Below are 17,555 nucleotides of genomic sequence, written 5' to 3' on the forward strand. Positions count from 1 at the left end.
CGAGAAGCCGAAAGCTATGAGCGAACTCAAAAATATCTCCATTCGCGGCGCGCGCCAGCACAATCTGAAGGGCATCGATGTCGATCTTCCGCGCAATTCGCTGATCGTGATGACCGGGCTTTCGGGCTCCGGCAAGTCGTCGCTTGCCTTCGACACGATCTACGCGGAAGGCCAGCGCCGCTATGTGGAGAGCCTGTCGTCCTATGCGCGCCAGTTCCTGGAGATGATGGAAAAGCCCGACGTCGACCGGATCGACGGTCTGTCCCCGGCGATCTCGATCGAGCAGAAGACGACGTCAAAGAACCCGCGCTCCACCGTCGGCACGGTCACGGAGATCTACGACTATATGCGCCTTCTGTTCGCGCGCACCGGCGTGCCCTATTCGCCGGCAACGGGTCTTCCGATCGAAAGCCAGACGGTGACGCAGATGGTCGACCGCATTCTGGACCTGGAGGAGCGCACCAGGCTCTATCTGCTTGCGCCGCTGGTGCGCGGCCGCAAGGGCGAGTTCCGCAAGGAACTGGCCGAGCTGCAGAAGAAAGGCTTTCAACGGATCAAGATCGACGGCGCATTCTACGAGATCGCAGAGGCGCCGAAGCTCGACAAGAAATACAAGCACGACATCGATGTGGTCGTTGATCGCGTGGCGGTACGCTCCGACCTTGCCACCCGGCTTGCCGACAGTCTCGAGACCTGCCTGGAGCTTGCCGAGGGGCTGGCGATTGCCGAATTTGCCGACAAGCCGCTGCCGGAGGGCGAGACGGCGGCCGGCGGCGCGAAGAACAAGTCTCTCAACGAAACGCATGAAAGGCTTGTTTTCTCGGAGAAATTCGCCTGTCCGGTTTCGGGTTTCACGATTTCCGAGATCGAGCCGCGCCTGTTCTCCTTCAACAATCCCGTCGGCGCCTGCCCGACCTGCGACGGCCTCGGCTTCCAGCAGAAGATCGACGAAGGACTGGTCGTTCCCGACCGCACCAAGAAGCTCTCCGACGGCGCGATCGCGCCCTGGGCAAAGTCCTCCTCGCCCTATTACAGGCAGACCCTGGAGGCGATCGGCAGGCATTTCGGCTTCAAGATGACCGAGCGCTGGGACAAGCTGCCGAAGACCGCGACGGATGCGATCCTCAACGGCACGGACGAGAAGATCGAATTCCATTACGCCGACGGCGCCCGCTCCTACAAGACGACGAAGACCTTCGAAGGCATCATGCCGAACCTCGAGCGCCGCTGGAAGGAGACGGATTCCGCCTGGGCGCGCGAGGAGATCGAGCGCTACATGTCGGCCGCCCCCTGCCCGGCCTGCGAGGGATATCGGCTGAAGCCCGAGGCGCTTGCCGTCAAGATCGATGGCCGCCATATCGGCCATGTCAGCCAAATGTCGATCAGGGGCGCGCGCGACTGGTTCGACAGCCTGCCTGAGCGCTTTTCGCAGAAGCAGAACGATATTGCCGTGCGCATCCTGAAGGAAATCAACGAGCGGCTGCGTTTCCTCAATGATGTCGGCCTCGAATATCTCACGCTCTCGCGCAATTCCGGCACGCTGTCGGGCGGTGAGAGCCAGCGCATCCGGCTTGCCTCGCAGATCGGCTCGGGGCTCACCGGCGTGCTTTACGTGCTCGACGAGCCCTCCATCGGCCTGCATCAGCGCGACAACACGCGGCTTCTCGACACGCTCAAGCATCTGCGCGATATCGGCAATACGGTCATCGTGGTCGAGCATGACGAGGACGCGATCCTCGCCGCCGACTATGTGCTCGACATCGGTCCCGCCGCCGGCATTCACGGCGGCGAGGTGATTGCCGAGGGGACGCCCGCGGCGATCATGGCCAATCCGAAATCGCTGACCGGGCAATATCTGAGCGGCGTGCAGGCCGTCGCCGTGCCTGCCGAGCGGCGCAAGCCGAAAAAGGGCAAGGCGCTGAAGATCGTCGGCGCGCGCGGCAACAACCTGAAGAACATCACCGCCGAAATTCCGCTGGGCATGTTCACCGCCGTGACGGGCGTCTCCGGCGGCGGCAAGTCGACCTTCCTGATCGAGACGCTCTACAAGGCGGCGGCGCGCCGGATCATGGGCGCGCGCGAAAACCCCGCCCCGCACGACCGGATCGAGGGGCTGGAGTTCATCGACAAGGTGATCGACATCGACCAGTCGCCGATCGGCCGCACGCCGCGCTCCAACCCGGCGACCTATATCGGCGCCTTCACCCCGATCCGCGAATGGTTCGCCGGCCTGCCGGAGGCGAAGGCCCGCGGCTATCAGCCCGGCCGCTTCTCCTTCAACGTCAAGGGCGGGCGCTGCGAGGCCTGCCAGGGCGACGGCCTGATCAAGATCGAGATGCACTTCCTGCCGGATGTCTACGTCACCTGCGACGTCTGCCACGGCCAGCGCTACAATCGCGAGACGCTGGAGGTGCAGTTCAAGGGCAAGTCGATCGCCGACATTCTGGAACTGACGGTCGAGGAAGGCGTCGAGTTCTTCGCTGCCGTGCCCTCGGTGCGCGACAAGCTGCAGACGCTGCAGGATGTCGGGCTTGGTTATATCAAGGTCGGCCAGCAGGCAAACACGCTGTCGGGCGGCGAGGCCCAGCGCGTCAAGCTTGCCAAGGAGCTGTCGCGCCGTTCCACCGGCAAGACGCTCTATATCCTCGACGAGCCGACCACGGGCCTGCATTTCCATGACGTTGCCAAGCTGCTCGACGTGCTCCACAAGCTGGTCGAACAGGGCAATTCCGTCGTGGTCATCGAGCATAATCTCGAAGTGATCAAGACCGCCGACTGGGTGATCGACATCGGTCCCGAGGGCGGCGACGGCGGCGGCGAGATCGTCGCGACCGGCACGCCGGAGGACATCGTCAGGGAGAAGCGCTCCTATACCGGCCTCTACATGCAGGAACTGCTTGAGCGGCGTCCGCAGAAGAAAACGGAAGCGGCGGAATAGAAGGGGAGCAGGAAGCGATGACATCCGAGGCAGGTGAAATCCGCGCCGGGATCGGCGGCTGGACCTTCGATCCATGGAACGAGAGTTTTTATCCGGACAAGCTGCCGAAAACGCGACAGCTGGAATATGCCTCGGAGAAGTTGCGGGTCATCGAGGTCAACGGCACCTATTATTCGTCGCAAAAGCCCGCCACCTTCGCCAAATGGGCGGCGAGCGTGCCGGATGGTTTCGTGTTTTCGCTGAAGGCGAGCCGGTACTGCACCAACCGCAAGAAGCTTGCCGAGGCCGAAGGCTCGATCGAGAAATTCCTGAACCAGGGGATTACAGAGCTCGGCGACAGGCTCGGACCGATCCTCTGGCAGTTCATGCCGACGAAGAAATTCGAGCCCGACGACTTTGAGGATTTTCTGAATCTTCTGCCGCAAAGCCTTGATGGAATTGATCTTGCCCATGCAATCGAAGTCCGGCATCCGTCGTTTGTCACGCCGGAATTCGTCCGGCTGGTGCGCCGCTATGGCGCGACGGTGGTCTGTGCGGATCATCCCGAATATCCGATGATCGCCGATATCACCGGCGACTTCGTCTATTGCCGGCTGCAGAAGGGCGCGGATGACAATCCGTATTGCTATTCGGATCACGAAATGGACCGCTGGGCCGGGCGGCTGAAGACATGGGCCGAGGGCGGCGCGCCGGAGGACTTGCCGCTGCTTGTTGAGACAAAGCCCGAAAAGACGCCCCGAGATGTCTTCGCCTTCTTCATCACCAACGGCAAGGTCCGCGCGCCCGCCGGCGCGATGGCGCTGCAGCAGAAGGTCAGCTGATTGCGCTCAAGGGCGGCAGGTGGTTCGGCAGGTCCTCCGCCGTCAGTCCCTCACCGGCGCGGTTTCCCGCTTCCCCGTGAAGCCAGGCGCCTGCACAGGCCGCCTCGAAGGCCGGCATCCCCTGCGCCAGAAGGCCGCCGATGATCCCCGCCAGAACGTCGCCGGAACCCGCCGTTGCCAGCCAGGGCGGGGCATCCGCGTTGATGGCGATGCGGCCGTCCGGGGCTGCGATCACGGTATCCGCGCCCTTGTAGAGCATCACGGCATTGGCGCGTTCGGCGGCGCGCTTCGCCTTTTCCGGCTTGCCGATATCCTCGTCGGCGGCGATGTCCGGAAAGAGCCGCGCGAACTCGCCCTCATGCGGCGTCAGCACGCAATGCGGATCGGCGCCCGATAACAGCGCGAACAAGGCATCGGGCTCTTCGGCAAAGGATGATATCCCGTCGGCGTCCAGCACCAGCGGCCGGGCAGCCAAGGCCGAGACGAAGGCTCGCGCCTTTTCTCCGATACCGAAACCCGGCCCGAGCACAAAAGCGGAAAGGCGGCTGTCCTCAAGCCAATGCGCAAGCTCCGCGGCATCGCCGATTGTCTTAACCATCACGGCCGTCACCTGCGTCGCAACCACCATCGCCGCATTCGGCGGCACGGCAAGCGTCACCAGCCCTGCCCCGATCCTGAGCCCTGCCGTGGCCGAAAGCCGCGCCGCGCCCGTGGCCGACGGCCCGCCGCTGAAGACGCCGAGATGGCCGCGTTTGAACTTGTGCGATGAAGCCGCGGGCGCGGGCAGCGCGCCTGCGAACAGATCCGGTCCGTTGAGATGATGGGCCTCGCCCGCCTCTTCAAGAATGCGCTGCGGTATGCCGATGTCGAAAACCGCCAGTCTGCCGCAATGCTCCCGCCCCGGCAGCAGGTAGTGACCCGGCTTCGCCCGCATGAAGGTGACCGTGTGGTCAGCCCTGAAGGCGGTGCCCATAACCTTGCCGGTCAGTCCGCTGATGCCGGACGGCAGGTCGACGGCGATCACGGGTACCGCCGCTTCGCTCACCTCACGGGTCAGGGTGCAGAGCGCACCGGAAAGCGGGCGCTGCAGTCCGGCTCCGAAGAGGGCGTCAATGATCACCGCGCCGGCGGTTGGCCGGTACTGTTCCAGCGGCCTGCCGTCCAGGCTGCAGGCCTGAAAGGCGCGTCGGGCGTCGCCCTTCAGATTTTCCGGATCGCCCAGATGAAAAAGCGCGACCGCGACGCCCGCCTGTTTCAGCGCCTCTGCCGCGACATAGCCGTCGCCGCCGTTATTGCCCGGGCCGCAGAAGACATCTGCTCTCAGGGCCTCGGGATAAAGCCGCAGAAAGGCGGCGGCGACCGCGCGGCCGGCCTTGACCATCAGCCCGTAGCTGTCGATGCCGCTATCGGCCGCGAGACGGTCGGCGCGCCCCATCTCTGCCGGTGTCAGGAGAAGCATGTCGGAGACCTCCATGATGTGCCGAAGAGTAGAACGGCAAATGCGGCTCGAGTGCAAGCGCCGCCCCAATATTGTTCATACAATAGTCAATTGCCTATTATTTAAACACAAACGTCTGCCAAATCGTCAGGCAACAGCCATATTTCCCGGTGAAAAAGTCCTGCCCTTGACGCAGGTCCGCCTTTTGACGAGCCTTATTTCGGTGGCACATCAGCAAAGCCGTGGCTTCTGTAAAAACACCCTTCCCTTTTGGTGTGATTGCGGGACAATATGATCAAACTGGCATGCAATGTGCATATGAAGTTCCGAGCGGGCCTGTGCCTGCTTCAACGGGAGAAGCGGAGAGCAATTTTCTCATGAAAAAGATCGAAGCGATCATCAAGCCTTTCAAGCTCGACGAAGTGAAGGAAGCCCTTCAGGAAGTCGGCCTGCAGGGCATCACTGTCACGGAAGCGAAAGGCTTCGGGCGCCAGAAGGGTCACACGGAACTTTACCGTGGCGCCGAGTACGTCGTCGACTTTCTTCCCAAGGTCAAGGTCGAGGTCGTGCTGGCAGACGACAATGTGGATGCCGTCATCGATGCCATCCGCAATGCCGCGCAGACCGGGCGCATCGGCGATGGAAAAATCTTCGTTTCCAATGTCGAGGGCGTCGTGCGCATCCGCACCGGCGAAACCGGCGTTGACGCCATCTGATCCATCCCTCCGCTTTCCATCCGGAAAGACGGGGAATCCCTATCGTCATCTTCTTATGCAAGGAAAACGTTAAATGACGACAGCTGCTGAAATTATGAAACAAATCAAAGACAACGACGTCAAATTCGTCGATCTGCGCTTTACCGATCCCAAGGGCAAGCTGCAGCACGTGACGATGGACGTTTCGGCTGTCGATGAAGACATGTTCGCCGACGGCATTATGTTCGACGGTTCGTCGATCGCCGGCTGGAAGGCCATCAACGAGTCGGACATGGTCCTCATGCCCGATACCGAGACGGCTCATATGGACCCCTTCTTCGCACAGTCCACCATGGCTGTTTTCTGCGACGTTCTCGAGCCGCTTTCCGGCGAAGCCTATAACCGCGACCCGCGCGGCACGGCCAAGAAGGCCGAAGCCTATCTGAAATCGACCGGCATCGGCGACACCACCTTCTTCGGCCCCGAGCCCGAATTCTTCGTCTTCGACGACGTCCGCTTCTCCGCCGAACCCTACAATACCGGCTTCCAGCTCGACAGCACCGAACTGCCGTCGAACGCCTATACCGAATACGAAACCGGCAATATGGGCCACCGTCCGCGCACCAAGGGCGGCTATTTCCCGGTTCCGCCGGTCGACAGCGTCCAGGACATGCGTTCGGAAATGCTGACGGTCCTCGCCGAAATGGGCATCACCGTCGAGAAGCATCACCACGAAGTGGCCTCGGCCCAGCACGAGCTGTGCATGGTCTTCGACACGCTGACCCGCATGGCCGACAAGACCCAGATCTACAAGTACGGCGTCCACCAGGTTGCCCATGCCTATGGCAAGACCGCGACCTTCATGCCGAAGCCGGTCTATGGCGACAACGGCTCGGGCATGCACGTGCACCAGTCGATCTGGAAGGACGGCAAGCCGACCTTCGCCGGCGACGAATATGCCGGCCTGTCGGAAACCTGCCTCTATTACATCGGCGGCATCATCAAGCACGCCAAGGCCATCAACGCCTTCACCAACCCGCTGACCAACTCCTACAAGCGTCTGGTCCCGGGCTTCGAGGCTCCGGTTCTGCTCGCCTATTCGGCCCGCAACCGTTCGGCCTCCTGCCGCATTCCGTTCGGCTCCTCGCCGAAGGCCAAGCGCGTTGAGGTTCGCTTCCCCGATCCGGGCGCCAACCCCTACCTCGCCTTCGCGGCCCTGATGATGGCCGGCCTCGACGGCATCAAGAACAAGCTGCACCCCGGCGACGCCATGGACAAGGATCTCTACGACCTGCCCAAGGAAGAGCTGAAGGAAATCCCGACGGTTGCCGGCTCCCTGCGCGAAGCGCTCGAGAGCCTCGATGCCGACCGCGCCTTCCTGACGGCCGGCGGCGTGTTCGACGACGACCAGATCGACGCCTATATCGACCTGAAGATGGAAGAAGTGCTGCGGTTCGAAATGTCGCCGCACCCGGTCGAATTCGACATGTACTATTCGGTCTGATTTCAGCCCGGGCAGTCTTTAAGACAGCTCAAGACCGGTCGCCCTTTGGCGACCGGTTTTCTTTTTGTTTTCAAGAGCTTTTGCGGCAAATCCGATGCGCCTCTTGCAGTCTCCGTGGTGCGTTTCCATATAGTATTCGAAAGGAAATGCTCATGAAGATACGCGAAGCGAAATACAATATCGGCGATATCGTCCGTCATCGTACGCTTCCCTTTCGGGGCGTCATATTCGATGTAGACGCGGAATTCTCCCGCACCGATGACTGGTATAATTCCATTCCGCCGGAAATCCGGCCTGACAAGGATCAGCCTTTCTATCATCTCGTCGCCGAAAACGACGAGAAGGGCTATGTGGCCTATGTCTCGGAAGGCAATCTCGAACATGATCTGAGCGGCGAACCGTTGCGCAACCCGCAGATCGGCGAGATCTTCACCGTCACGGACAATGGCCAGCTTGCACCGCGTTACGCAGTCTCCCACTGATGCGACGCGGGCGATGCCCTCTACATGAAAAGGCCCGGTTGCCATGAGGCAACCGGGCCTTTCTTTTTGTACGGATCTGCCGGATCAGTTGCCGCCGGTGGCGCTCTGCTGGGCTTCCTCGATCTTCTTGCGGCGGTCGACAGCCATCTTCTTGATCGATTCATCCAGATTGCGCTGGCTCTCGACGAGATCGGGCTGGCTGATCGGATCGCCGTCAAAGGCGGCGGTGAAGCCGCTGAGGGTCACGTCGACCGGGTTCGGCTGCTGACGGACGTTGACGGAGGTGAAGGTGACCTTGCCGCCGCGCTTCATGGCGTTGACCAGCGTGTCGGTCAGCGGCGCCTGGGCGATGCACTGCTCGTTGGTGCACAGCGCATAGTCGACCCGCTGCGGGTTGGCATTGTCGATCTGCATGGTCACGCCGGCCGGGATCACGCGGAAAGTCGGCACGGTGATCTGCAGCATCGGCTGGCCGTTGCCGCCCTGGGGCGTGATCAGGCCGACGGCGGTGAGAACCTGGCCGTTTTCGGCGCGGGCATAGTTCTGGACGATGCAGACATTGGCCTGACCATTGTCGTTACAGGTCTTGAACCAGCCCTGCGTGGGCAATCCGTTGCCCTGCTGGGCCGCCTGCTGGGCTGGCTGCTGGTCCTGGGCCGAAGCGCCGCCGGCGGAGATGCCGGCAATCGTGAAAGCGCAAACCGCGACATGCTTCAAAAATCTGGCGCGTGAAAGCATGAAATTTCTCTCCTGGTTCGTCTGCATGAGGTCAATGGTGCTGGAACCTGCATGCCTAATGTTACCGAAATGCGGCAGACCATCCCTCATTCGGGCCTCAACCGCCAGTGTTTCCCCTGATATCGTCACATTGGTTCGTGTTCCACCCCCGAAAACGTCTAAATTGCCGCGAGACGGCAGAATCCCGCCCGTATTTCGCAAGGCGCGGCGCCCATGCTAGTCTCGGGCATCAAAGGATCAAGACAGGACGAATCGATGCGCATCATTGTTCCTCTCCTCTTTTCCGTGGCATGGGCGGGTGCGGCCGCCGCCGATCCGCTCTATGGCATCGCCATGCACGGCGACCCGGCGCTTTCGCCGGACTACGAGCATTTCAGCTACGTCAATCCCGATGTCAAGAAGGGCGGCGAGATCACCTATGGCGTGGTCGGGTCCTTCGATGCGCTCAACCCCTTCGTGCTGAAGGGCATGCGCTCATCCGCCCGCGGCCTGTGGGAGGAGGAGTTCGGCCATCTCGTCTACGAGCCGCTGATGAAGCGCTCGCGCGACGAACCCTTCACCCTTTACGGCCTTCTTGCCGAAACCGCCGAATGGGACGCGGAGCGCAGCTATATCCAGTTCAACATGGACCCGCGCGCAAGATGGGCGGACGGCGCGCCGGTGACGCCCGAGGACGTGATGTTCACCTTCAACCTTCTGAAGGAGAAGGGCCGCCCGCCCTATAACCGCCGCCTCGATCTCGTCGACAGCATGGAAAAGGTCGGCGAGCGCGGCGTGCGCTTCACCTTCAACGACAAGGCCAACCGGGAAACGCCGCTGATCTTCGCGCTGATGCCGGTCTTCCCCGCCCATGCGCTGGATCCCGAAACCTTCGATACGGACACGATGGCCATGCCGCTCGGCTCCGGCCCCTACAAGATCGATCGCGTCGAGCCCGGCCAGAGGATCGTCTACGCCCGCCGGGACGATTACTGGGGCAAGGACCTGCCCTCGATGGTCGGCTTTGCCAATTACGACAGGATCACCGTCGACTACTACCTGCAGAGTTCGACCCTGTTCGAGGCGTTCAAGAAGGGCGCGGTCGACGTTTATCCCGACGATGATCCGAGCCACTGGGACCGGGCCTATGATTTTCCCGCCGCCAATGACGGCCAGGTGATCAAGGATACGTTTTCGCCCGAGACGCCGACGGGCATGATGGGCTTCGTCTTCAACACGCGGAGACCGAAATTCGAGGATGCGCGGGTGCGCGAGGCGCTGTCGAACGTGTTCGATTTCCAGTGGGTCAACCGCACGCTCTTCGACAACGCCTATCAGCGCACCGAGAGCTACTGGCAGAACTCCGCGCTCGGCGCCTATGGCAATCCGGCAAGCGAGACCGAGCGCGAATTGCTGGGCGACGCGATCGACGTGATCGATCCGGAAATCCTTGCCGGCGACTACGCCATGCCGGTCACCGACGGCTCCGGTTCCGATCGCAGGGTTCTGGGCGCGGCCGTGCGTCTTCTGGCGGAAGCCGGATACAGGATCGATGGCGGCAAGATGATCGGGCGGGACGGCAACCAGCTTGCCTTCGAGGTGATGACCACAAATTCGGCCCAGGAGAAACTGGCGCTCGCCTACCAGCATTCGCTGAACCTGATCGGCGTTGCGATGACCATCCGCACCGTGGATGACGCTCAGTACCAGAAGCGGCTCAACACCTTCGATTACGACATGATCGTGCTGGTGGCGCCCGGCTTCTATTTCACCTCGTCGCTCTCTCCGGGCGCCGAGCAGGTCTGGCGCTGGGAATCGCGCTCGCGCGACATCGAAGGCACGTTCAACTTCGCCGGCGTGGCAAGCAGCGATATCGACCGTATGATCAACGATATGCTGGAGGCGCGCTCGACCGAGCATTTCACCGATTCCGTGCGCGCCCTTGACCGGCTGCTCGTCAACGGCCACTACATGCTCCCGCTCTATCACCGGGACGGCCAGTGGGTGGCGCGCTGGAACGATATCGTGCCGCCAGAGGAAACGCCGATCTATGGCTATCAGCTGCCCACCTGGTGGGATGCGTCCGCGCAGTGAGGCGTTTTCTTGAGGTCGGTTTCTCTCCTGCGTCATGCTCGAGCTCGACCCGGGTAGCCCGGCGGCGAGGAGATGGTAGCATGGCCCCTCGGCACAAGCCCGCGGGGTGACACGAAGAATGATCTGGCGTTGGCGGCAAGCTGCGCCCAATGCCCGTATTCAAGGAAAGGAACGGCATGAACACCGTAACCGTCGACGCCGTCATCGATGTCGTCTGCCCGTGGTGCTATCTCGGCAAGGCCCGTCTCGACCGCGCCATCTCCGCGCTCGAGGGCGATGTCGAAGTGGTCGTGCAGTGGCGTCCCTTCGAGCTTGATTCGACCATTCCGCCGGAAGGCGTCGACAATCAGGCGATGCTCGCCGAAAAGCTCGGCAGTCCGATCCGCCGCGACGAGATGCACCAACAGCTCACGAATCTTGGCCGCGAGGAAGGCATCACCTTCAACTTCGACCGCATCCTGATCCGGCCGAACACGCTCGATGCGCACCGGCTGCTGCTGTGGGCCCACACGGAGAGCATCGCCATGCAGAACGTGGTGGTCGACCGGCTCTACAAGGCCAATTTCGAGGAGGGACGCAATCTCGGCGACCACGCGGTGCTTGCCGATATCGCCGCGGAATGCGGCATGGACCGCGAGATGGTCGCGCGGCTTCTTGCCAGCGACGCCGACATCGAAGTGGTGCGCAACGAGATCGCCAATGCCGAGAAGATGGGCGTGACCGGCGTGCCCTTCTTCATCCTGAACCAGAAATACGCGCTGAGCGGCGCCCAGCCCGTCGAGGTGCTGCAGAACGCGCTGCAGCAACTGGCGACAGGCGACATCGGCAATGGAGACGGAGCCGCTTAGCCGGCTTCGGCAATCTTCGAAAGCTTGTTCATGATGATCGCGGCCTGGCCGAGGCGCTTGTCCGGCGTCGGCAGGTCGCGGTTGAAAAACACGCTCTGGTCCGGCCTGATCTTCGCCGAGACGCTCTGCTCGGCGATGAACTGGACAAGGCCCGCCGGGTTCGGGAACTCCTTGTTGCGGAAGGTGACGACGATGCCCTTCGGACCGGCATCGAGCTTTTCGACATTCGCCGTGCGGCAGAGCGACTTGATGAACACCACCTTCAGGAGTGACTGCACCGCCTCCGGCATCGGCCCGAACCGGTCGATCAACTCGGCGCCGAAAGCGTCGATATCGCCGGCATCGGTCAATTCGCCAAGACGGCGGTAGAGCGCCATCCTGAGATTGAGGTCCGGCACGTAGCTTTCCGGGATCATCACCGACGTTCCGAGCCCGATCTGTGGCGACCAGTCGCTGCCGCCCGCGTCCTCGTCGCCCTTGGCCTCGGCGACCGCTTCTTCCAGCATCTGCTGGTAAAGCTCGAACCCGACCTCCTTGATGTGGCCGGACTGTTCCTCGCCGAGCAGATTGCCGGCGCCGCGAATATCGAGATCGTGGCTTGCGAGCTGGAAGCCGGCGCCCAGCGTGTCGAGCGACTGCAGCACCTTCAGCCGCCGCTCGGCGGTATCGGTCAGCCGCTTGTTGGCAGGCAGCGTGAACAGCGCGAAGGCGCGGATCTTCGAGCGGCCGACGCGGCCGCGCAGCTGGTAAAGCTGGGCCAGGCCGAACATGTCGGCGCGGTGGACGATCAGCGTGTTGGCCGTCGGCACATCGAGGCCGGATTCCACGATCGTCGTTGACAGCAGCACATCATAGCTGCCGTCATAGAAGGCGTTCATGATGTCCTCGAGCTGGCCCGCCGCCATCTGCCCGTGGGCAACGGCGACCTTCAGTTCCGGCACTTCGGCCTGCAAAAAGGCCTGAACCTCCTCCAGATCGGAAAGGCGCGGACAGACGTAAAAACTCTGGCCGCCGCGATAGTGCTCGCGCATCAGGTTCTCGCGGATCACCAGCGGGTCGAAGGGGGAGATGAAGGTCCTGACCGCCATGCGGTCGACCGGCGGCGTGGTGATCAGCGAGAGCTCGCGAACGCCGGTCATGGCAAGCTGCAGCGTGCGCGGAATGGGCGTCGCCGAAAGCGTCAGCACATGCACGTCGCTCTTCAGCTCCTTCAGCCGCTCCTTGTGGCGCACGCCGAAATGCTGCTCCTCGTCGATGATCAGGAGGCCGAGATTGGCGAATTTGATCGTGGTGCCCAGAAGCGCATGGGTGCCGACCACGACGTCGACCTTGCCCTCGGAAAGGTCTTTCTTGGTCTGGGCCAGTTCCTTGGCGCTGACGAGGCGCGAAGCCTGCGCGACCTTGATCGGCAGTCCGCGAAAACGTTCGATGAAGGTCTTGTAGTGCTGGCGCGCGAGTAGCGTCGTCGGCACCACTACGGCCACCTGGACGCCGTTCATGGCGGCAAGGAAGGCTGCGCGCAGGGCCACTTCGGTCTTGCCGAAGCCGACATCGCCGCAGATCAGGCGGTCCATCGGCCGTCCGAGGCCGAGATCGCCGCGCACCGCCTCGATGGCGTTATACTGGTCCTCCGTCTCCTCATAGGGGAACCGGGCGGCAAACTCGTCATAAAGCCCCTCGGCGGCCACCAGCGGCGGCGCGGTGCGGGTTGCCCGCTTGGCGGCGATCGCGATCAGTTCGTCGGCCATGTCGAGAAGCCGCTTCTTCAGCCGCGCCTTCTTCGCCTGCCATGCGCCGCCGCCGAGCCGGTCGAGCGGCACGTCGGCGGCATCGGAACCGTAGCGCGACAGAAGCTCGATGTTCTCGACCGGCAGGAACAGCTTGGCATCATCGGCATAATGCAGTTCCAGGCAGTCGCGCGGCGCGCCCGCCGCCTCGATCGTCCTCAGTCCCGTGAACCGCCCGATGCCATGTTCGGCGTGAACGACCAGGGAGCCTTCATCCAGTCCGGAAACTTCGGTGATGAAGTCGCTGGCTTTCCTGTTCTTTCTGGTCTTGCGGATCAGTCGGTCGCCGAGAATGTCCTGCTCGCCGATCACGTGCAGGTCGCCGGTCTCGAAGCCGCCCTCGAGGCTCAGGACCGCGCTCGCCGCCTCGCCCTTGGAGAGCCGCTGAAGGTCGGAGAGCGCCTTGATCGGTTTGATCTTGGAAAGCCCGTGTTCCTTCAGGACCTGCAGCAACCGGTCGAGCGACCCCTCGGACCATCCGGTGATCAGCACCCTGCCGCCCTTCGCGCGCGTGTCGGCAATATGCCGGACGGCTTCCTCGAACACATTGGCGCGCTCGCCGTCGTCACCCTTGCGCGCCTGCGCGGCAACGGCCCAGCGCGGGCCGGCATGGGCTTCGAGCGCGATCACCGGCTTGCCGAGCGATGATGCCTCGTTGAACGGCGAAAGCCGCACGGCCTCGCTTGCTTCGAGACCGGCGGCAAATGCCGTCTCATCGAGATAGAGCATGTCCGGCGGCACGGGCTTGTAGGGCGCGCCCTGCCCGCCATGGGCGGCGCCCAGATTGGTGCGCCGGGCCTCGTAATAGTCCTCAATCAGGTCAGCCCGCTCGCTCGCGGCCTCGCGCGCGGCGTGGTCGAAAATGATCCGGAAGCCGGCGAGATAGTCGAACACCGTTTCCAGGCGCTCGTAGAACAGCGGCAGCCAGTGTTCCATGCCGGCATAGCGGCGGCCTTCCGAAACGGCCTGGTAGAGCGCATCGTCGCGCGTCGAGGCGCCGAAGAGCGACAGGTAGTTCTTGCGGAATCGCGCAATGGTCCCGTCGTTCAGCGTTACCTCGCTCATGGCGTTGAGCGTGAAGGCCTTGACCGAGCCGATGGTGCGTTGGGTCGCGGCATCGAAGGCGCGGATCGATTCCAGCGTGTCGCCGAAGAAATCGAGCCTCAGTCCGTTCTCTTCTCCCGGTACGAAGACATCGAGAATGCCGCCGCGCACCGCATATTCGCCGACGGCCCGCACGGTCGGCACCCGTTCGAAACCGGCATCCGTCAGACGACGGACGATGACTTCCATATCGATCACCTGGCCGGCGCGCGCGGAGAAACCAAGCGTCGCGACGATCTCGCGCGGCGGCAGTTTCTGCAGCATGGCATTGACAGTGACGAGGATGATGGCCGGATGCGGCTTTTGGGCATGCGCGATCAGGCCGGAAAGCGCAGAGAGACGGCGTGCGGAGGTGTCGGCGCCGGGCGAAACGCGGTCATAGGGCAGGCAGTCCCAGGCCGGCAGCGTCAGCACCGGAATGTCAGGGGCGGCAAAGCCGAGCATCTGCTCGAAATCGGCGATCCGCTGGCCGTCGGAGAGCACATAGGCGACGGACTGGCCGGCGCGCGCCATTTCCGCCAGCACCAGCGGTTCGGTGCCCGGCACGGCGTTGGCAATGGTGACGGCGCCGCTGAGGCCATCCAGCTTTTTCGGGTTGAATCCGGCTATCATGTTTTCGCAAAAATCTTCAGATGTCGTTTTCGACCGGGTCGAAATCCGGCCTGTAGGCGCAGATGCGTTCGAAAAGCGGTATGCGCACGTGGTCGGGCGCCGCTTCGGCGCCGTTGATCCATTTGATCAGGTCATTGTCTTCCTCGGCCATGATCGTTTCGAGCGCAGTGAGCGTCTCGTCGTCCATTCCGGCAAGATTCTCCTCGGCGAACTGGCCGAGGATCAGATCCATCTCGCGGATGCCGCGGTGCCAGCAGCGAAACAGGATCCGCCGGCGGCGGGGATCGAGGTCGGCGCTCGAACGTTTCAGACCGGTCATTTCAAAAACCTTCTTTGTTGATTGGTCTCTATAACCGCTCGTTTCGCGCTTGTCAGCCTTGCCAAAGCGCTTCCTTCGGTCCAATTGGGAATAATGCGCCCGGCTCTGCTCGACCCCCTGTTCGCGCCCGTCACCTCGCTTGCGGGGATCGGGCCGAAACTTGAGAAACTGCTCGCGCGCCTCACAGGGCGCGAGGACGAGGCGCGCGTCATTGATCTGGTGTTCCACGCGCCGACCTCGCTGATCGACCGTCGGCTGAGGCCCGGCATCGCGCACCTGCCAGAAGGCGCGATCGTGACGGTGGAGGGCCGCGTCGACCGTCACCAGCCGGCCCCGGTCCGTTCCAGCGCGCCCTACAGGGTGTTCATCCATGACGATACGGGCGAACTGACGCTGACCTTCTTCCGCGCCAAGGCCGACTGGCTGGAAAAGGCGCTTCCCGTCGGCGAGACAGTGCTGGTCAGCGGCCGGGCCGAATGGTTCAACGGCCGGCCGTCCATGGTGCATCCCGACTACATGGTGAGCGCCGACAAGGCCGATACGCTGCCGGACTGCGAGCCGGTCTACCCGATGACGGCCGGACTTTCCGCCAAGGTTCTGCGGCGTTCGATCGAAAGCGCCAATGAACGGGTCCCCGATTTTCCCGAATGGATCGACGGCGAGGTCCTCAGACGTCAGGGCTTTCCGGCGCTGAAGGAAGCGCTCCTTGCGCTTCACAATCCGCGCGACGCGACCGATCTTGAACCCCAGGCCCCGGCACGGCGCAGGCTTGCCTATGACGAACTTCTGGCCGGCCAGCTGTCGCTCGCCCTTGTCAGAAGCCGGATGCGGCGCGCCAGGGGAAGGCCGGTGCATCCCACAGGCGCGCTTTCGGGCAAGGTTCGCGCCGCCCTGCCCTTCACCCTGACTTCCGGTCAGGAAGATGCCGTTTCGGCGATCCTTGCAGACATGGCCCGGGAGACGCGCATGCTGCGCATGCTTCAGGGCGATGTCGGTTCCGGCAAGACCGTCGTCGGTCTTCTGGCGATGCTGGCGGTGGTCGAGGACGGCGGCCAGGCCGTGCTGATGGCGCCGACGGAGATCCTCGCCCGCCAGCATTACGAAGGCATTGCCGCGCTTGCCGAGAAGGCGGGCGTTGCGGTCAAGCTTCTGACCGGCAAGACGAAAGCTGCCGACCGGCGCGTCATTGAATCGGAGATCGCCGATGGCACGGCGCGCATCGTCATCGGCACCCACGCATTGTTTCAGGACAATGTCAGCTATCATGACCTGAGGCTGGCGATCGTCGATGAGCAGCATCGTTTCGGCGTGCATCAGCGGCTGAAGCTGACGGCCAAGGGCATGTCGCCGCATCTTCTGGTGATGACGGCAACGCCGATCCCGCGCACACTGGTGCTGGCGGCCTTCGGCGACATGGATGTCTCCAACCTGACGGAGAAACCCGCGGGACGAAAACCGATCCAGACGGTCACCATCCCGGCCGAGCGCATCGGTGATGTGGTCGGCCGGTTGCGGCAGGCGCTGAATGAAGGAAAAAAAGCCTATTGGATCTGCCCCCTGGTGGAAGAATCGGAGGCCGTTGATCTGGTTTCGGCGGAAGAGCGCCGGGAGACCCTGGCAAAGGCGCTCGGGCCGGAACATGTCGGGCTTGTGCATGGCCGCATGTCGTCCGCCGACAAGGAAGCGGCGATGGAGGCGTTCAAGAGCGGCGAGACCCGGCTTCTGGTGGCAACCACCGTAGTCGAAGTCGGCGTCGACGTGCCGGACGCCACGATCATCGTCATCGAGCATGCCGAGCGCTTCGGCCTTGCCCAGTTGCACCAGTTGCGCGGGCGGGTCGGGCGCGGCGATGAGGCCTCCTCCTGCATTCTGCTTTACAAGGGACCGCTGTCGGAAACCGGACGGGCGCGGCTTTCCGTCCTGCGCGACAGCAATGACGGGTTCCGGATCGCCGAGGAAGACCTGAGGCTGCGCGGCGAGGGCGAGCTTCTCGGCACGCGCCAGTCCGGCATGCCGGGCTTCCGCTTCGCCCATCTGGAGGCCCACGGCGACATTCTGGCGCTTGCCCGCAAGGACGCCGCCTATGTGGTCAACAGGGATCCGGAGCTTCAGGGCGAACGCGGCAAGGCCCTGCGCATGCTGCTCTATCTCTTCCGCCGCGACGAGGCGATCCGCTACCTCAACGCGGGTTGAAGC

Annotated in this window: 12 protein-coding genes; 8 read left to right on the forward strand and 4 right to left on the reverse strand. The window is 63.0% G+C overall.

What is annotated here, in order from left to right; translation table 11 throughout:
• Positions 1 to 16: 16 nt before the first annotated feature.
• The gene (gene uvrA / locus AZF01_RS09785) at positions 17 to 2,938 is read left to right on the forward strand and encodes an excinuclease ABC subunit UvrA (protein WP_024707849.1); all 2,922 of its coding nucleotides are present in this window, start codon (positions 17 to 19) and stop codon (positions 2,936 to 2,938) included.
• A gap of 17 nt (positions 2,939 to 2,955) precedes the next feature.
• Positions 2,956 to 3,759, forward strand: a complete 804-nt coding sequence (locus AZF01_RS09790; RefSeq protein WP_024707848.1) for a DUF72 domain-containing protein — start codon at positions 2,956 to 2,958, stop codon at positions 3,757 to 3,759.
• On the opposite strand, the gene AZF01_RS09795 is transcribed toward AZF01_RS09790, so the two are convergent.
• The gene (locus tag AZF01_RS09795; RefSeq protein ID WP_244435545.1) at positions 3,752 to 5,218 is read right to left on the reverse strand and encodes an NAD(P)H-hydrate dehydratase; all 1,467 of its coding nucleotides are present in this window, start codon (positions 5,216 to 5,218) and stop codon (positions 3,752 to 3,754) included. The two genes, AZF01_RS09790 and AZF01_RS09795, sit on opposite strands and share 8 nt — an antisense overlap.
• A gap of 356 nt (positions 5,219 to 5,574) precedes the next feature.
• Between AZF01_RS09795 and AZF01_RS09800 the strand changes: the two genes are divergently transcribed.
• The 3 genes from AZF01_RS09800 to hspQ all read left to right on the forward strand — a co-directional run bounded on the left by AZF01_RS09800 (position 5,575) and on the right by hspQ (position 7,878).
• Positions 5,575 to 5,913, forward strand: a complete 339-nt coding sequence (locus AZF01_RS09800; RefSeq protein ID WP_024707846.1) for a P-II family nitrogen regulator — start codon at positions 5,575 to 5,577, stop codon at positions 5,911 to 5,913.
• 73 nt (positions 5,914 to 5,986) lie between these two features.
• A complete protein-coding gene (gene glnA, locus AZF01_RS09805; protein ID WP_024707845.1) occupies positions 5,987 to 7,396 on the forward strand; it encodes a type I glutamate--ammonia ligase in 1,410 nt (469 codons plus the stop codon).
• 152 nt (positions 7,397 to 7,548) lie between these two features.
• Entirely contained in the window at positions 7,549 to 7,878 is a 330-nt protein-coding gene (gene hspQ / locus AZF01_RS09810) for a heat shock protein HspQ (RefSeq protein ID WP_024707844.1), read from the forward strand.
• Between the two features lie 84 nt (positions 7,879 to 7,962).
• Here the strand turns inward: hspQ and AZF01_RS09815 are convergent, their stop codons facing one another.
• Positions 7,963 to 8,616 carry an invasion associated locus B family protein gene (locus AZF01_RS09815; protein WP_024707843.1) on the reverse strand — a complete coding sequence of 218 codons (654 nt, stop codon included), beginning with the start codon at positions 8,614 to 8,616 and terminating at the stop codon, positions 7,963 to 7,965.
• Positions 8,617 to 8,871: 255 nt separating this feature from the next.
• Between AZF01_RS09815 and AZF01_RS09820 the strand changes: the two genes are divergently transcribed.
• Positions 8,872 to 10,689, forward strand: a complete 1,818-nt coding sequence (locus AZF01_RS09820) for an extracellular solute-binding protein (protein WP_024707842.1) — start codon at positions 8,872 to 8,874, stop codon at positions 10,687 to 10,689.
• 176 nt (positions 10,690 to 10,865) lie between these two features.
• Positions 10,866 to 11,537: a DsbA family oxidoreductase gene (locus AZF01_RS09825; protein ID WP_024707841.1), complete on the forward strand. Its 672-nt coding sequence runs from the start codon at positions 10,866 to 10,868 to the stop codon at positions 11,535 to 11,537.
• On the opposite strand, the gene mfd is transcribed toward AZF01_RS09825, so the two are convergent.
• Positions 11,534 to 15,040 (reverse strand): transcription-repair coupling factor, encoded by a 3,507-nt coding sequence (gene mfd / locus AZF01_RS09830; RefSeq protein ID WP_024707840.1) that lies wholly within the window; start codon positions 15,038 to 15,040, stop codon positions 11,534 to 11,536. The genes AZF01_RS09825 and mfd overlap by 4 nt on opposite strands.
• A 16-nt stretch (positions 15,041 to 15,056) precedes the next feature.
• Complete coding sequence (locus AZF01_RS09835) at positions 15,057 to 15,359, reverse strand: succinate dehydrogenase assembly factor 2 (protein ID WP_024707839.1); 303 nt, start codon at positions 15,357 to 15,359, stop codon at positions 15,057 to 15,059.
• A gap of 93 nt (positions 15,360 to 15,452) precedes the next feature.
• Between AZF01_RS09835 and recG the strand changes: the two genes are divergently transcribed.
• The gene (gene recG / locus AZF01_RS09840) at positions 15,453 to 17,552 is read left to right on the forward strand and encodes an ATP-dependent DNA helicase RecG (RefSeq protein ID WP_024707838.1); all 2,100 of its coding nucleotides are present in this window, start codon (positions 15,453 to 15,455) and stop codon (positions 17,550 to 17,552) included.
• Positions 17,553 to 17,555: the final 3 nt, after the last annotated feature.

Origin of the sequence: Martelella sp. AD-3 (assembly GCF_001578105.1) — a bacterium.
GTDB lineage: Bacteria > Pseudomonadota > Alphaproteobacteria > Rhizobiales > Rhizobiaceae > Martelella.

Coding starts and splice junctions, on each gene's coding strand:
- uvrA (WP_024707849.1), top strand. CDS start 17: ATGAGCGAACTCAAAAATATCTCCATTCGCGGCGCGCGCCAGCACAAT.
- AZF01_RS09790 (WP_024707848.1), top strand. CDS start 2,956: ATGACATCCGAGGCAGGTGAAATCCGCGCCGGGATCGGCGGCTGGACC.
- AZF01_RS09795 (WP_244435545.1), bottom strand. CDS start 5,218: ATGCTTCTCCTGACACCGGCAGAGATGGGGCGCGCCGACCGTCTCGCG.
- AZF01_RS09800 (WP_024707846.1), top strand. CDS start 5,575: ATGAAAAAGATCGAAGCGATCATCAAGCCTTTCAAGCTCGACGAAGTG.
- glnA (WP_024707845.1), top strand. CDS start 5,987: ATGACGACAGCTGCTGAAATTATGAAACAAATCAAAGACAACGACGTC.
- hspQ (WP_024707844.1), top strand. CDS start 7,549: ATGAAGATACGCGAAGCGAAATACAATATCGGCGATATCGTCCGTCAT.
- AZF01_RS09815 (WP_024707843.1), bottom strand. CDS start 8,616: ATGCTTTCACGCGCCAGATTTTTGAAGCATGTCGCGGTTTGCGCTTTC.
- AZF01_RS09820 (WP_024707842.1), top strand. CDS start 8,872: ATGCGCATCATTGTTCCTCTCCTCTTTTCCGTGGCATGGGCGGGTGCG.
- AZF01_RS09825 (WP_024707841.1), top strand. CDS start 10,866: ATGAACACCGTAACCGTCGACGCCGTCATCGATGTCGTCTGCCCGTGG.
- mfd (WP_024707840.1), bottom strand. CDS start 15,040: ATGATAGCCGGATTCAACCCGAAAAAGCTGGATGGCCTCAGCGGCGCC.
- AZF01_RS09835 (WP_024707839.1), bottom strand. CDS start 15,359: ATGACCGGTCTGAAACGTTCGAGCGCCGACCTCGATCCCCGCCGCCGG.
- recG (WP_024707838.1), top strand. CDS start 15,453: ATGCGCCCGGCTCTGCTCGACCCCCTGTTCGCGCCCGTCACCTCGCTT.